The sequence below is a fragment of the Pseudomonas sp. P7779 genome (assembly GCF_013386315.1).
In the GTDB taxonomy this organism is placed as follows: domain Bacteria; phylum Pseudomonadota; class Gammaproteobacteria; order Pseudomonadales; family Pseudomonadaceae; genus Aquipseudomonas.
This window is the reverse complement of the sequence record NZ_JACARZ010000052.1, coordinates 265-14,392: the sequence shown is the minus strand read 5'-3', so window position 1 is coordinate 14,392 and position 14,128 is coordinate 265. Positions and strand designations below refer to the sequence as shown.

Sequence of the window (14,128 nt, the reverse complement as noted above, 5' to 3'; positions counted from 1 at the left end):
GGAGTTCTCATGACGCTGTCCAGCGGGCTGATCGCCGCCGTTGCCCTGGCCTATATGGCCATTATGTTTGCCATCGCCTTTTACGGTGACCGTCGCCATGCGCCGCTGCCGCCGCGGATGCGTGCCTGGGTGTACAGCCTGTCGCTGGCGGTGTATTGCACCAGTTGGACATTCTTTGGTGCTGTAGGCCAGGCAGCCGAACAGTTGTGGGCGTTTTTACCGATCTACCTGGGACCGGTGCTGCTGTTGGTGCTCGCGCCGTGGGTCCTGCAGAAGATGGTGCTGATCAGCAAGCAGGAAAACATCACCTCCATCGCCGACTTTATCGCCGCCCGTTACGGCAAATCCCAATCCCTGGCGGTGGTGGTGGCGCTGATCTGCCTGGTGGGCGTCCTGCCTTATATAGCCTTGCAACTCAAAGGCATCGTGCTGGGGGTGAACCTGCTGATCGGCGCCAGCGCCGACACTACCGGCACCCGCTCCCAGGACACGGCGCTGATCGTGTCGCTGGTATTGGCGTTGTTCACCATTGTGTTCGGTACCCGCAACCTGGACGCCACGGAACACCACCGCGGCATGGTGCTGGCGATTGCCTTTGAATCGTTGGTCAAGCTGTTCGCGTTTCTCGCCGTCGGTGCGTTTGTGACCTACGGCCTGTACGACGGTTTCGACGATTTGTTCAGCCAGGCGATGCTCGCGCCACGGCTGGAGGAATACTGGAAAGAGACCGTCAACTGGCCCTCGATGGTGGTGCAGACCGGCGTCGCGATGATGGCGATCATCTGCCTGCCCCGGCAGTTCCATGTCACCGTGGTGGAAAATATCGACCCCCAGGACCTGCGGCTGGCCAAGTGGGTGTTCCCGGCCTATCTGATCCTGGCCGCCCTGTTTGTGATCCCGATTGCCCTCGGCGGGAAGATGCTGCTGCCGGGTTCGGTATTGCCGGATTCCTACGTGATCAGCCTGCCGTTGGCCGAAGCCCATCCGGCGCTCGCCGTGCTGGCGTTTATCGGCGGCGCCTCGGCGGCTACGGGCATGGTGATCGTCGCGAGCATCGCCCTGTCGACCATGGTCTCCAACGACATGCTGCTGCCTTGGCTGCTGCGCCGTTCCAGTGCCGAGCGGCCGTTCGAAGTGTTCCGTCACTGGATGCTGTCGGTACGCCGGGTGAGCATTGTCATCATCCTGCTGCTGGCTTACGTCAGTTACCGGCTGCTGGGGTCCTCCGCCAGCCTTGCAACCATTGGCCAGATTGCGTTCGCCGCCGTGACCCAGCTGGCACCGGCGATGCTGGGTGCGCTGTACTGGAAACAGGCCAACCGGCGCGGCGTGTTTGCCGGATTGGCGGCGGGTACGTTCCTGTGGTTCTACACCTTGGTCCTGCCGGTCACCGCGAAAAGTCTGGGCTGGTCGTTCAGCCTTTTCCCGGGCATGACGTGGCTGCATTCGCACCCGCTGGGCTTGTCTGTAACTTCTCTGACGCTGGGCACCGTATTTTCCCTGGCGGGTAACTTCACACTGTTTGTGTGGGTCTCAATGCTGTCCCGCACGCGCGTGTCGGAACATTGGCAGGCCGGGCGTTTTATCGGCCAGGAAATCAGCCAGCGGGCCAGCGCTCGCTCGATGCTTTCGGTGCAGATCAACGACTTGCTCAGTCTCGCAGCGCGGTTTGTCGGTGAAGAACGGGCTCACCAGAGTTTTGTGCGCTTCGCCTATCGCCAAGGCAAAGGGTTTAACCCCAACCAGAACGCTGACAATGACTGGATTGCCCACACCGAACGCCTGTTGGCCGGTGTGCTCGGGGCTTCATCGACCCGCGCAGTGGTGAAAGCCGCCATTGAAGGCAGGGAAATGCAGTTGGAGGACGTAGTACGCATCGCCGACGAGGCGTCGGAAGTGCTGCAGTTCAACCGGGCATTGCTGCAAGGCGCCATCGAAAACATCACCCAGGGCATCAGCGTGGTCGACCAGTCCCTGCGGCTGGTGGCGTGGAACCGGCGGTACCTGGAGCTGTTCAATTACCCCGAAGGCCTGATCAGTGTGGGCCGGCCGATAGCCGACATCATTCGCTACAACGCCGAGCGCGGGCTGTGCGGCCCGGGCGAGGCCGAAGTGCACGTGGCGCGCCGCCTGCACTGGATGCGCCAGGGCCGTGCGCATACCTCCGAGCGGCTGTTTCCCAATGGCCGGGTGATCGAGCTGATCGGCAACCCGATGCCGGGTGGCGGGTTTGTGATGAGCTTCACCGACATCACCGCGTTCCGCGAAGCCGAGCAGGCGTTGACCGAGGCCAATGAAGGCCTGGAACAGCGGGTGACCGAGCGAACCCACGAACTGTCGCAACTCAACGTCGCGCTGACCGATGCCAAGGGCGTGGCCGAGACCGCCAGCCAGTCGAAAACCCGGTTCCTCGCAGCGGTCAGTCACGACTTGATGCAACCGTTGAACGCCGCAAGGCTGTTCTCTGCCGCCCTCTCCCACCAGAACGACGGCATGTCGCCGGATGCCCGGCAGTTGGTGCAGCATCTGGACAGCTCGTTGCGTTCGGCGGAAGACCTGATCAGCGACCTGCTGGATATTTCGCGCCTGGAAAATGGCAAGATCAATCCGCAGCGCCAGCCCTTCGTGCTCAATGAACTGTTCGATACGCTGGGCGCCGAGTTCAAGGCGCTGGCTCAGGAGCAGGGTTTGCGCTTCCGCCTGCGGGGCAGTCGTTTGCGGGTGGACAGCGACATCAAATTGCTGCGGCGGGTGTTGCAGAATTTCCTCACCAACGCGTTCCGGTATGCCGACGGGCCGGTGCTATTGGGTGTGCGGCGCCGTCGCGGCGAGTTGTGCCTGGAAGTATGGGACCGTGGTCCCGGGATTCCCCAGGACAAGCAAAAAGTCATCTTCGAGGAATTCAAACGCCTGGACAGTCACCAGACCCGTGCCGAGAAAGGCCTGGGACTGGGCCTGGCGATTGCCGATGGCCTGTGCCGCGTGCTCGGGCACCGCTTGAGCGTGCGTTCATGGCCGGGCAAAGGCAGCGTGTTCAGCGTGCGTGTGCCGTTGGCGCGCACTCAGGTCAGCGCGCCTGCCAAGCCGGCGCAGGAAAGCGGCCAGCCGTTGAGCGGTGCGCAGGTGCTGTGCGTGGATAATGAAGAAAGCATCCTGATCGGCATGCGCAGTTTGCTCACGCGCTGGGGCTGTGAAGTCTGGACCGCCCGCGACCAGGCGCAATGTGCCGCGTTGCTGGCCGAGGGTGTGCGGCCGCAACTGGCCCTGGTGGATTACCACCTCGACCACGGCGAGACCGGCACCGAGTTGATGGGCTGGCTGCGGGCACAACTGGCAGAGCCGATTCCGGGTGTGGTGATCAGTGCCGACGGGCGGCCGGAGATGGTGGCCCAGGTGCATGCGGCAGGGTTGGATTACCTGGCCAAGCCGGTGAAGCCGGCGGCGTTGCGGGCCTTGTTGAGCCGGCACCTGCCGCTTTAGCCCATGTGGGAGCTGGCTTGCCTGCGATGGCATCGCCTCGGTGTATCTGGAGGAACGAGGTGTCTGCATCGCAGGCAAGCCAGCTCCCACAGAGACCGGTGACTATTCTGGCAACTGCGCCACGCCGTCTTCATCGGTCATCGCCCGTTCCAGCAGGTCGGCCGGCAGGCTTTTGCTGGCGCGGGCGCCGAGCAGCTTCAGTTGCTCGGTACGGCTCACCAGGTTTCCGCGTCCGTCGGTCAGCTTGTTGCGCGCTGCACTGTAGGCTTTATCCAGCTGCTGCAGGCGGTTGCCTACCTCGTCCAGGTCCTGGATAAACAGCACGAACTTGTCGTACAGCCAACCGGCGCGCTCGGCAATTTCCCGGGCGTTCTGGCTTTGCCGTTCCTGTTTCCACAGGCTGTCGATCACCCGCAAGGTGGCCAACAGCGTGGTCGGGCTGACGATCACGATGTTGCGGTCGAAGGCTTCCTGGAACAGGTTCGGCTCGGCTTGAAGCGCCGCCGAAAATGCGGCTTCAATGGGCACGAACAGCAGCACGAAATCCAGGCTGTGCAGGCCTTCCAGACGTTTGTAGTCCTTGCCGGCCAGGCCTTTGACGTGGTTGCGCAAGGACAGTACGTGCTGCTTGAGGGCTGCCTGGCCGATCGCCTGGTCGTCCTCGGCGACGTACTGTTGATAGGCGGTCAGGCTGACCTTGGAGTCCACCACTACCTGCTTGTCCCCCGGCAGCATGATCAACACGTCGGGCTGGAAGCGTTCGCCGTCCGGGCCTTTGAGGTTGACCTGGGTCTGGTACTCGCGGCCCTTTTCCAGACCGGCATGTTCCAGCACCCGCTCCAGGATCAGCTCGCCCCAGTTGCCCTGGGTTTTCTGGCCCTTGAGGGCGCGGGTCAGGTTGGTGGCTTCATCGGACAGGCGCAGGTTCAGCTGTTGCAGGCGCTCCAGCTCCTTGGCCAGGGAAAACCGCTCGCGGGCTTCGCTCTGGTAGCTTTCTTCGACGCGCTTTTCGAACGACTGGATGCGCTCCTTGAGCGGGTCGAGCAATTGGCCGAGGCGCTGTTGGCTGGTTTCGGCGAAGCGTTGCTCGCGCTCGTCGAAGATCTTCCCGGCGAGTTCAGCGAACTGCGCCCGCAGCTCATCACGGGAACCTTGCAGGTCGCTGAGGCGTTGCTGATGGCTTTCCTGTTGCTCGCGAAGTTCGGCGCGCAGGGACGCGGACAAGGCATCCAGGCGGCGTAGTTCGGTTTCCTTGGCGGAACGGTCGAGGTTCCAGGCGTGGGCGGCGTCGCGGGCGTTGTCACGGTCGATCTGCAGCAGTTCGACTTCCCGGCGCACGGCGGCCAGATCAGCCTGTTTGGCAGCGTTGGCCTGGCTCAGGTCGCTGATTTCGTCACGGCTGGCGTCCAACTGCGCGGCGAGCCCTTCCTGGGCCAGTTGTGCGGTGGCCAGGCGCTCTTCGAGCAATTCCCAGCCGGCCATTCGCGCGCTCAGTCGGCGCTGAATCTGCCAGCACAGCCCCAACAGCGGCAACCCAGCAGCGGCGAGACCCAGCACAACACTGGTCCAGTCAAAAGCCATAGCGATTCCTGCCGTCACCCGAAAAGAAGAAGGTTAACCAAGCCAGCGCATTGAGGACAGCTCAGTCTTCGATCTGGCCCAGTTCACGCTGGGCGATGCGGTCACCGGCGCGGGCGGCCTGGCGCAGCAGTTCGTGGCCGATACGGCGGTCGCGGGCATTGCCGCACTCGCGGCACATCAACTGGCCCAGACGGCTTTGCGCCACTACTACGCCAGCACGAGCGGGTTGCTTGAGCAAATGCCCGGCGAAGTGCTTGACGTTGGGGCTGTGGCCCAGGCGCGGGCTGTCGAGCAACCACAAGGCAACTTTCAGGGAAAAACGCTTGGGTGCGGTAACAACCTGAGGGCTGTCGGTAACAGAAGGTGATACTGAGCGAAACTTCATAAAGCACTGTGGGACAGAACGGAAGGCGCGCCACTCTACTCTTTTTTTCGTACAGGTAAAGCTGAAAAAAGCCTGCACGCCCGTTCTAGAGCAAGCGCTTGGGACAATCCACAGAAGCTGTGGATAACTCAGTGGACAACCGTTCTGTAAGTCCCGCAAAGGCCCATGGAACGGGGGCCGCAGTCAAACTGACGATTTTTTCACCAATAAAAAAAAGCTCGATTTTTCATTGACTTAAATTTTAGTTGCAGGCACCCGGGCGCTTTGCGGGGCGTATGTCAGTTCAGTTACACAGGGCGCCACCAATGTGCACAACTACCCACTCGCCGGTTATATCAACCGCGTTTTTTGCTCAGGCAGCGGCTAAGGAATGTTACCGCAGGCCCAGGACCCGAAAAGTTTTTTGCCTATCACACTTCCTTTCATCGTTTCAATCCGTTACTATCCGCGGCGTTAGTACCAAGCTGAAAGTCAATTCTGGTCGAACAACTCCCTCACGGCACCGCCGACAAAAAGGGATCGACCACCTCGATGGTTTCCAGGTATCACTTGCGACGACACGGCCTTTGAACAATGCAAAGGGTGTCGCGAAGTTTCCATACTCTGAAAGAACCAACCTGCAAATTGATCAGGATCTTCACCCCGGGCCCAGAACCTTTGCCCCTGTTGTGTTGCCTGCCCTCCTAAGTACCTACCTGCCAGCCCAAGCGCGCCAACTTAATAGCGCTTCAAACTGGCTGCTTTGTTCCAGTCGGGTTCTTCGTTCGATCAATGGTGATCAACGTCACTGGAACGTTTTAACGTTGCACGGTTCTTAACCGTGTCATTTGTAGGAACACCAATAATATGTCCACTCAAATCCACACTCAGGATGCCATTCGCACCCTCACCAACGCTTTTGCACCAATGAACTGCCTGATCATGGCCGCTCGCAAAGGCTGCTTCAGCTTTACCCTGGTCAACGAACACGGCATCGCTCGTCACAGCGAACGCCTGTACCCCGATCAATACTCCAGCGCAGAACCGCTGCAGGCCGTGATCGATCGTACTCGCCAGGCACTGGTTGCCTGATCGACCCGAATCGCTGAAACACAAAAACCCCGGTTAAAACCCGGGGTTTTTTATTGCCTGAAATTCAGGCGCGCTAAGTTTAAATTGATATAAACGCTATAACTAAATGATGAAAATATTTTAAAAACAGTCCTTTACATCGTAAATATGACACTACACTTCAACTCAAGCGGCATGATCCGCTTCCGGCGGACCTGAGATCCGATTCACCGCTGCCAAGCCCTCGCTCAGGTATCGCCGATTAATTTCATGGATTGAGGCATTTATGGGCATCGCCGCCAGCGAATTGTGTCGTTATGTGATCCGGCCCACCCTGCTTTACCTGGGTCGCCATAACCAGACGGCTGAATCCCTGCTGCTGGGCATCGCCGCCAGCCAGTCGGCGCTCGGCTCAGCCCTGCACGACCGCCGCGGCCATGGCCTCTACAGCATCACCGAGCCGCGCCATCGCGCGCTGTGGGATAACTACCTGGCGCTGGACCCCGAGCGCGCCAGCCTGGTACGCGGACTCGCCAGCCAGCATGCCTTCCTCAGCGGGCCGCAGCTTGAGCTGACGGTCAACCTGCGTTACGCCACCGCCATCGCCTGGCTGCTGGTGGAACAACACCGCCCAAACCTGCCACCGGCCGACGACGTATTGGCGATGGCGCGTATCTGGAAAGAAATATTTCACCCTCAAGGCCGGCTCCGGAATTTCACCCAGGCCTGGCAAACCTGTGTTTCACCCATGAATCACGTCGCCTGTTGACCGGGCGATTTGCAAGATTCGGCTAAAAACGTTGATTTTGGTCGGATTGTCCTACAAAACCGCTCTATCTCCTGTGTTTGAGCCTATAGCGCAAACATAAATTTATTGTTACTTTCCGCAGCGGTGATCACCACGGAGTTCTAATAATGAAAAAAGTAATGCTCAAGACGACACTTAGCCTCGCCGTTGCAATGGCATCCTCCCACGTGTTCGCGAGCGGCTTCGCCCTCAACGAACAAGACGTTGCCGGGATGGGTACCGGTTTTGCGGGACGTTCTTCATCTGCCGATAACGCAAGCACTGTTTATGGCAACCCTGCCGGTATGGCTCGCCTTGAAGGCCAGCAAGTTACAGGTGGTGTTGCAGCGATTGATGCTTCCACCAACATCAAAGATGTCAGTGGTCGCTCCAGCGGTAGCAATAAAGGCGACATGGTCCCTTTCACTGCCGTTCCTTTCGGTTTCTACACCAATAAACTCAATGAGCAATGGGCTGTCGGTTTCGGCGTCTATGCACCCTTTGGCCTGGTGACTGACTACGAAAGCGGCTTCCAGGGCAAAGCATTCGGCAGTAAGAGCGAAGTGAAGGTCATCACCTTCCAGCCAACCGTCAGCTATGCCTTCAACGACCGGGTGTCGATTGGTTTTGGTCCGACTATCAACCGTATCGCCGGTACGCTTGAGTCCGATATCAACCTGCCAATCGCCGGGACCGGCTCCAACAACGTCAAGATCAAGGGTGATGACACCGCACTCGGCTTCAATGCCGGCCTGCTGGTACAAGCCACTGACACCACTCGAGTGGGTCTGACCTATCACTCGAAAGTGAAGTACAAGCTCGAAGGCCATACCGAAGTGACCAAGGGGGCCAACGTTCCCGCCAGTCTCTTGAACAACGGTCGTTACGACGCTTCGTTGAAGATCGACACCCCTGAATCCTGGGATCTGTCTGTTACTCAAGACCTGAGCGACGCCTGGAAACTCTATGCGGGCGCAACATGGACTCGCTGGAGCCGCCTGAAAGACATCACCGTCAATAACGAAGGCGTATCGGCCGCTGCAGGCAGTGGCGCTCTGGCTCCGCAAATTGTCGGCACCATCAAGGAAGACCAGAACTGGCACGACACCTGGGCCTACGCCCTGGGTACTTCGTACCGCGTGACCAAGCAGGTGGTACTGCGTACCGGCCTGACGTTCGACCAGTCTCCGACCAACAACACTGATCGCTCGCCTCGCATCCCTACCGGTGACCGGACGATCTTCAGTCTCGGCCTGGGCTACGACGTCATGCCGAACATGACCGTCGACCTGGCTTACTCCTACCTCAAGGAAGAACCTGTCAAAGTTGCACGCGCTAACGCACTGGGCCAGTCCTACAATGCCAAGTACGAAAACAGCGCCAACGGTTTCGGCCTGGGTGTGACGTACAAGTTCTGATGTAAAGCGACATAAAAAAGCCCCGCACTCTTGCAAAAGAGGCGGGGCTTTTTAGTGGGCGGTGATCAGGGTTTGGAGGCCAACGCGTCTTCCACCGCCTTGACCAGGTCCGGACTATCCGGCTTGGTCAGGCTGGAGAAGTTGGCGATCACCTTGCCCTGGCGGTCCACCACGTACTTGTAGAAATTCCACTTCGGCGCACTGCTCTGCTGCGCCAGGATCTTGAACAGATGCACCGCGTCCGGGCCCTTGACCTTCTGTGGTTCGGTCATGGTGAAGGTCACGCCGTAATTAACGTAACAAACCTTGGCAGTTTCCTCCCCGGTCTTGGCTTCCTGCTTGAAGTCATCGGACGGCACGCCAATCACTTCCAGCCCCTGGCCCTTGTAGCGCTGGTACAACGCTTCAAGCCCTTTGAACTGCGGCGCAAACCCGCAGAAGCTGGCGGTGTTGACGATCAGCAGCGGCTTGCCGGCAAAGCGCTGGCACAGGTCGATGGATTCCTTGGCGCGCAGCTTGGGCAACTGGCCTTCAAGCAACGGCGGGCAATCGGCAGCCATGGCGACACCGCCAAAAGCCACCATCAGAGCGGGTACTGCGAACCAGCGCATCTGCATGTGAGGTGTCCTTGAAAAGTCTCAGACACAGAACTTAACAGATCGCCATGCCCAACTGCATCAATGCCAGGCCGCCCTGTTGCCAGCCCCACCACGCCAGCAGCAGCAAGAGTCCTGCTCCTGCTGCGCCGAGCCAATGCCAGGCCGAATTCATGCCACCCCCATTTGCGCCTGCAAACGTGCCACCGGGCGCTCGCGCACCGGCCAGTTCAGCGCCGCTGCCACCAGGCTCAGGACGATTGCCACCTGCCAGATCAAATCGTAGCTGCCGGTTCGATCATAGACCACCCCGCCCAACCAGCCGCCGAGGAACGAGCCCAGTTGATGGAACAGGAATACGATCCCACCGAGCATGGAAAGGTTTCTGACACCAAACAAGGTCGCGACCGTGCCGTTGGTCAGTGGCACCGTGGACAGCCACAGGAAGCCCATCGCCATGCCGAACAGGTAGGCGCTGGTCTGCGTCACCGGCGCCCACAGGAAGATCACGATCACCACCGCCCGCAGCAGGTACAAACCGGTCAACAAACGGGGTTTGGACATGCGCCCGCCGAGCCATCCGGCGGTATAGGTGCCAAAGATATTGAACAGGCCGATCAATGCCAGCACCGTCGTCCCCACCGAGGCCGGCAAGTGCTGGTCCACCAGGTACGACGGCAAGTGCACGCCGATAAAGACCACCTGGAAACCGCAGACAAAAAAGCCTAACGCCAGCAGCCAGAACCCTGAATGGGAGCAGGCCTCACCCAAGGCTTCGCGCAAGGTCTGCTGGCCAGCCACCGCAGGCAACGGTCGGTCCTTGAGCATGGTCACCAACGGCACGATCAGCGCCACCATCAGGCCCAGCACCAGCAACGCGGCGGACCAGCCAAGCCAGCCGATCAAACCGAGGGTGCCCGGCAACATGGCGAACTGGCCGAACGAGCCGGCGGCGCTGGCGATACCCATGGCCATGCTGCGTTTTTCCGGCGCCACGGCACGCCCCACCACCCCGAGGATCACCGAGAACGAAGTACCCGACAGGCCAATGCCGATCAGCAACCCGGCACTCAGGGACAACGACCACGCTGAATCCGACAAGCCCATGAACACCAGGCCCAGCGCATAGAGCACGCCACCGATCATCACCACCTTGGCGGCGCCGAAGCGGTCGGCCAGGGCGCCGGTAAACGGCTGTGCCAGGCCCCAGATCAGGTTTTGCAGGGCGATGGCAAAGGCAAAGGTTTCACGGCCCCAGCCGAATTCGGCACTCATGGGCGCCAGGAACAGGCCGAAGCCATGTCGCACGCCGAGGGACAACGCGAGGATCAGCGCACTCCCCACAAGAATCCAGCCGCTGGTGCGCCACATCGAGGTCATTTCTTATTCTCCGTTCGCGGGTATATACCCGCTTATCATCGAACAAACTCGCGTCAAGCGAGTTCATCCAGCAAGGCCAACAGGGTTTCGCGCTTTTCGGCGCCCAACTTATCAATCAATTTCTGCTGCGCCGCTTCCCAGGCCGGCAATGCGACGGCGAGCCGTTCGATACCCGCCTCGGTCAGCAAGACCAGGCGGTTGCGCAAGTCATCGCCCTCCACCAACTGCACCAAGCCCTCGCCTTCCAGCACCCGCAGGTTGCGCCCCAGTGTGCTGCGATCCAGGCCCATGGCGTCGGCCAGGCTGGAAATGCTCGGTTGATCGAGGCGCTGCAGATTACACAGCAAAGAATACTGGGCAACGTTGATCCCGAAGCCGTCGAGAGCGCCGTCGTAATGCCTGCTGACGCCACGAGCGGCGCGACGCAGGTTTGTGCATAAACATTGGGAGGCAAGCATGGAGCGTGTATATACCCGGGATTAATGAAATGCAAGAAAGTGTTACAGCACCAGACTGATCAACACCGCCACTTCCAGCAGCTCCAACAGCGCGCCGGCGGTGTCGCCGGTGGTGCCGCCGAGGCGATTGACCATCAATTGGCGCAAGCCGATAAAACAAAGGGCAGCCACCAGCACGGCAATCCCGCCACTGAAACCGCCGATCAAGATACACGCCAGACCACTGAGGATCAGCACCTGTTGGCCGACGATCCGTGGCAAATGATCCGCCAGGGCCTGCCCCAGACCACCGGCGCGCACATAGCGCGTGGTGAGAAACAGCGCCAGCATCGAAGCGCGGCCAATCAACGGTGCGAGGATCAGCGCGGCGCCGTTGTGCTGCTCGATCAATGCCACCAGCGCGGTGAATTTGAGCAGCAACACCAGGCCCAGGGTGACCACCGCGATCGGGCCGCTGCGCGGGTCTTTCATGATGGTCAGGGTGCGCTCGCGGTCACCGAAGCCACCGAGCCAGGCGTCGGCGCTGTCGGCCAGGCCGTCCAGGTGCAGGCCGCCACTGAGCAACACCCACGCGGTCAACAGCAGCGCGGCGTGCAGCAGCAATGGCGCGCCCATCAACACGGCGTTCAAGCCCCACAGCAGTAGCCCGAACAGCAGCCCCACCACCGGATAAAACAGCAACGAACGCCCCAGTTCCTGGGGCTGCGGCATGCCCGGCAAGCGAATCGGCAGGCTGCTGAGAAACTGCAAGGCGATCCAGAACGGCAACATGCTCAGCGTCCTTCCCTTAATACGCCATTCGCCTCGACCTGCAGGCTGAACAGGCCACCATGGCCGACTTCGACATTCAACAGTTGCTCACGCGGCAGGCCACGCGCCTGGGCCAGCAGCAAACGCATGACTCCACCATGGCTGATCAGCAGCACTCGCTGGCCGGCATAGGCTTGATACAAGCGGCCGACAGCCCCCAAAACACGCGCGGAAAACTGTGAAACCGGCTCGCCCTGCGGCGGCGTGAAACTGTAGGGATCAGCCCAGAACAGGCCCAGCGCGTCGGCGTCGGTTTCCATCAAGGCTGCAGCGCTCTGCCCTTCCCAGGCGCCGAAGTGCAGTTCCTGCAGATCCTTTTCGAGGGTGACCGGCAGGTTCAGGCGCGTGCCCAACTCCTCGGCAAACCGCGCACAACGTTGCAGCGGCGAACTGACCAGACGCTCCCATGGGCCCTGCGCCACCACCGCCTCACGCATCTGCTCCCAGCCCTTGGCCGTGAGCGCATCGTCCAGGCTGCCGCGCAAGCCGTCGCCCAGTTCGGTTTCGCCGTGGCGCAGCAGGTCCAGGCGCAAAGTCATGCCGGGCGATCCGCTACGGCTGCTTCGGCGAAGGTCGCCATCTGCCCGTGCAGCGCGCAGGCCAGGCGCAGCAACGGCACAGCGAGCGCGGCGCCACTGCCTTCACCCAGGCGCAGCCCGAGTTCCAGCAAAGGCTCGGCGTTGAGGCTTTGCAGCACGTGACGATGGCCGGGCTCGGCACCGCGGTGGCCGAACAGCAGCCATTCACGACAGCCGGGGTTCAGGCGCGTCGCGACCAAGGCGGCGACGGTGCAGATAAAACCGTCCACCAGCACCACGACACCTTCTTGGGCACAGGCCAGATAGGCACCGACCAGTGCGGCAATCTCAAAGCCGCCGAGGTTGAACAGGGTTTTCAGTGCGTCGTCGCGGTCGCTGGCGTGCAGCGCAAGGGCGCGCTCGATGACGGCGACCTTATGGCTGACACCCTGGGCGTTCAGGCCGGTGCCGGGGCCGGTCAGGTCGCTGACCTGGCAATCCAGCAGCGCGCAGGCCAGGGCACTGGCGGCGGTGGTGTTGCCGATGCCCATTTCGCCACCGATAAACAGTTGCGCACCGCTGGTGATAGCGCGGTGCACGCTGTCGCGGCCGGCTTGCAGGGCAAGTTGGCCCTGGGCTTCGGTCATTGCCGGGCCGTTGACGAAGTTGGCGGTACCGAGACCGATATTCAGGTGGCGGACGCCCGGTAGGTTCAACTTCGGGGTGATGGTGCCGAGGTCGACCACTTCCAGCTTGGCGTCGAGTTGGCGCGCAAGCACGCTGATGGCGGCGCCACCGGTGACGAAGTTGTGAAGCATCTGGCCAGTGACTTCCTGGGGGAAGGCGGAGACACCTTCGGCGACGACGCCGTGGTCGCCGGCAAAGATCGCGATCCACAGGTGGTCGACGCTGGGTTTGACCTGGCCCTGGAGGCCGGCCAGTTGGACGGCCACGGCTTCCAGCCGGCCGAGGGAGCCGGCGGGCTTGGTCAGTTGCTGCTGGCGGGCCAGGGCTTGTTCGTGGGCTTGGGTGTCGATCGTTTTGCAGGGGTTGAGCCACCAGGTGTCGGTCATAACGCAGTACCTTTCAAAGTCAGGGGCAGGCCGGCGACGGTCAGGACAACGCGCTGACAACGTTCGGCCAAGGCTTGATGCAGCCAACCGGCTTCATCGACATAGCGGCGAGTCAATTCGCCCAGCGGGACGACACCCATTCCGGTCTCGTTGCTGACAAAAATGATTTCTCCTGGGAGGGTGGCCAGGGTTTGGAGCAAGGCCTCGCGCTCGTGGTTGAGACGGTCGGGGTCTTCGAGCATCAGCAGGTTGGTGAGCCATAAGGTCAGGCAGTCGATCAGCAGGCAATGGTTCGGGGTGGCGCTTTCCTTGAGAACACGGGCCAGTTCGATGGGCTCTTCGATCAGGCCCCATTCGGATGGGCGGCGTTCGCGGTGGTGGGCGACGCGTGCGGTCATTTCGCCGTCCAGGGGTTGGCTGGTCGCTATGTAGGTGACGCTTAGGCCGCTGTCGGTGGCGAGTTTTTCAGCCAGGCGGCTTTTGCCGGAGCGGGCGCCGCCGAGGATCAACTGGAGCATGGGTTGTGCCTCTGTTTTTGACGGTGTGTATATCCGTTATTTCGGTAACGGCATCTATTGGTTCCGCTCTTACA

At 60.9% G+C, this 14,128-nt stretch carries 13 protein-coding genes; 4 read left to right on the top strand and 9 right to left on the bottom strand.

Annotated features, from left to right (window positions below; all coding sequences use genetic code 11):
- The first annotated feature begins 9 nt into the window (after positions 1-9).
- Positions 10-3,480 (top strand): PAS domain-containing hybrid sensor histidine kinase/response regulator, encoded by a 3,471-nt coding sequence (locus HX869_RS16190; RefSeq protein ID WP_003214948.1) that lies wholly within the window; start codon positions 10-12, stop codon positions 3,478-3,480.
- A 102-nt stretch (positions 3,481-3,582) separates the two neighbouring features.
- Here HX869_RS16190 and rmuC read toward each other — a convergent pair whose 3' ends face one another.
- Complete coding sequence (gene rmuC / locus HX869_RS16185) at positions 3,583-4,947, bottom strand: DNA recombination protein RmuC (RefSeq protein ID WP_173406092.1); 1,365 nt, start codon at positions 4,945-4,947, stop codon at positions 3,583-3,585.
- A 175-nt stretch (positions 4,948-5,122) separates the two neighbouring features.
- Entirely contained in the window at positions 5,123-5,446 is a 324-nt protein-coding gene (locus HX869_RS16180) for a sel1 repeat family protein (RefSeq protein WP_023659092.1), read from the bottom strand.
- A gap of 846 nt (positions 5,447-6,292) precedes the next feature.
- On the opposite strand from HX869_RS16180, the gene HX869_RS16175 reads away from it, so the two are divergent.
- From HX869_RS16175 to HX869_RS16165, 3 genes are all read left to right on the top strand, one after another.
- A complete protein-coding gene (locus HX869_RS16175; RefSeq protein WP_003214941.1) occupies positions 6,293-6,517 on the top strand; it encodes a hypothetical protein in 225 nt (74 codons plus the stop codon).
- A 265-nt stretch (positions 6,518-6,782) separates the two neighbouring features.
- Positions 6,783-7,265: a hypothetical protein gene (locus HX869_RS16170; protein ID WP_178903336.1), complete on the top strand. Its 483-nt coding sequence runs from the start codon at positions 6,783-6,785 to the stop codon at positions 7,263-7,265.
- Positions 7,266-7,411: 146 nt separating this feature from the next.
- A complete protein-coding gene (locus HX869_RS16165; protein WP_177067724.1) occupies positions 7,412-8,701 on the top strand; it encodes an OmpP1/FadL family transporter in 1,290 nt (429 codons plus the stop codon).
- Positions 8,702-8,766: 65 nt separating this feature from the next.
- Here HX869_RS16165 and HX869_RS16160 read toward each other — a convergent pair whose 3' ends face one another.
- From HX869_RS16160 to cobU, 7 genes are all read right to left on the bottom strand, one after another.
- On the bottom strand, positions 8,767-9,318 hold the full coding sequence (locus tag HX869_RS16160) for a glutathione peroxidase (protein ID WP_008432697.1): 552 nt from the start codon (positions 9,316-9,318) through the stop codon (positions 8,767-8,769).
- Between the two features lie 150 nt (positions 9,319-9,468).
- A complete protein-coding gene (locus HX869_RS16155) occupies positions 9,469-10,668 on the bottom strand; it encodes an MFS transporter (protein ID WP_178903347.1) in 1,200 nt (399 codons plus the stop codon).
- Between the two features lie 62 nt (positions 10,669-10,730).
- Complete coding sequence (locus tag HX869_RS16150) at positions 10,731-11,135, bottom strand: MarR family winged helix-turn-helix transcriptional regulator (RefSeq protein ID WP_178903335.1); 405 nt, start codon at positions 11,133-11,135, stop codon at positions 10,731-10,733.
- A gap of 42 nt (positions 11,136-11,177) precedes the next feature.
- Positions 11,178-11,906 (bottom strand): adenosylcobinamide-GDP ribazoletransferase, encoded by a 729-nt coding sequence (locus HX869_RS16145; RefSeq protein ID WP_003214923.1) that lies wholly within the window; start codon positions 11,904-11,906, stop codon positions 11,178-11,180.
- A gap of 2 nt (positions 11,907-11,908) precedes the next feature.
- Positions 11,909-12,484, bottom strand: coding sequence for an alpha-ribazole phosphatase family protein (gene cobC, locus HX869_RS16140; RefSeq protein ID WP_178903334.1), 576 nt, complete (start codon positions 12,482-12,484; stop codon positions 11,909-11,911).
- Positions 12,481-13,536 (bottom strand): nicotinate-nucleotide--dimethylbenzimidazole phosphoribosyltransferase, encoded by a 1,056-nt coding sequence (gene cobT, locus HX869_RS16135; protein ID WP_178903333.1) that lies wholly within the window; start codon positions 13,534-13,536, stop codon positions 12,481-12,483. The genes cobC and cobT overlap by 4 nt, the downstream gene beginning before the upstream one ends.
- Positions 13,533-14,054, bottom strand: a complete 522-nt coding sequence (gene cobU / locus HX869_RS16130; RefSeq protein ID WP_178903332.1) for a bifunctional adenosylcobinamide kinase/adenosylcobinamide-phosphate guanylyltransferase — start codon at positions 14,052-14,054, stop codon at positions 13,533-13,535. The genes cobT and cobU overlap by 4 nt, the downstream gene beginning before the upstream one ends.
- Positions 14,055-14,128 lie beyond the last annotated feature (74 nt).

Coding starts and splice junctions, on each gene's coding strand:
- HX869_RS16165 (WP_177067724.1), top strand. CDS start 7,412: ATGAAAAAAGTAATGCTCAAGACGACACTTAGCCTCGCCGTTGCAATG.
- HX869_RS16145 (WP_003214923.1), bottom strand. CDS start 11,906: ATGTTGCCGTTCTGGATCGCCTTGCAGTTTCTCAGCAGCCTGCCGATT.
- HX869_RS16150 (WP_178903335.1), bottom strand. CDS start 11,135: ATGCTTGCCTCCCAATGTTTATGCACAAACCTGCGTCGCGCCGCTCGT.
- HX869_RS16180 (WP_023659092.1), bottom strand. CDS start 5,446: ATGAAGTTTCGCTCAGTATCACCTTCTGTTACCGACAGCCCTCAGGTT.
- HX869_RS16190 (WP_003214948.1), top strand. CDS start 10: ATGACGCTGTCCAGCGGGCTGATCGCCGCCGTTGCCCTGGCCTATATG.
- cobC (WP_178903334.1), bottom strand. CDS start 12,484: ATGACTTTGCGCCTGGACCTGCTGCGCCACGGCGAAACCGAACTGGGC.
- cobU (WP_178903332.1), bottom strand. CDS start 14,054: ATGCTCCAGTTGATCCTCGGCGGCGCCCGCTCCGGCAAAAGCCGCCTG.
- HX869_RS16160 (WP_008432697.1), bottom strand. CDS start 9,318: ATGCAGATGCGCTGGTTCGCAGTACCCGCTCTGATGGTGGCTTTTGGC.
- cobT (WP_178903333.1), bottom strand. CDS start 13,536: ATGACCGACACCTGGTGGCTCAACCCCTGCAAAACGATCGACACCCAA.
- HX869_RS16175 (WP_003214941.1), top strand. CDS start 6,293: ATGTCCACTCAAATCCACACTCAGGATGCCATTCGCACCCTCACCAAC.
- HX869_RS16170 (WP_178903336.1), top strand. CDS start 6,783: ATGGGCATCGCCGCCAGCGAATTGTGTCGTTATGTGATCCGGCCCACC.
- HX869_RS16155 (WP_178903347.1), bottom strand. CDS start 10,668: ATGTGGCGCACCAGCGGCTGGATTCTTGTGGGGAGTGCGCTGATCCTC.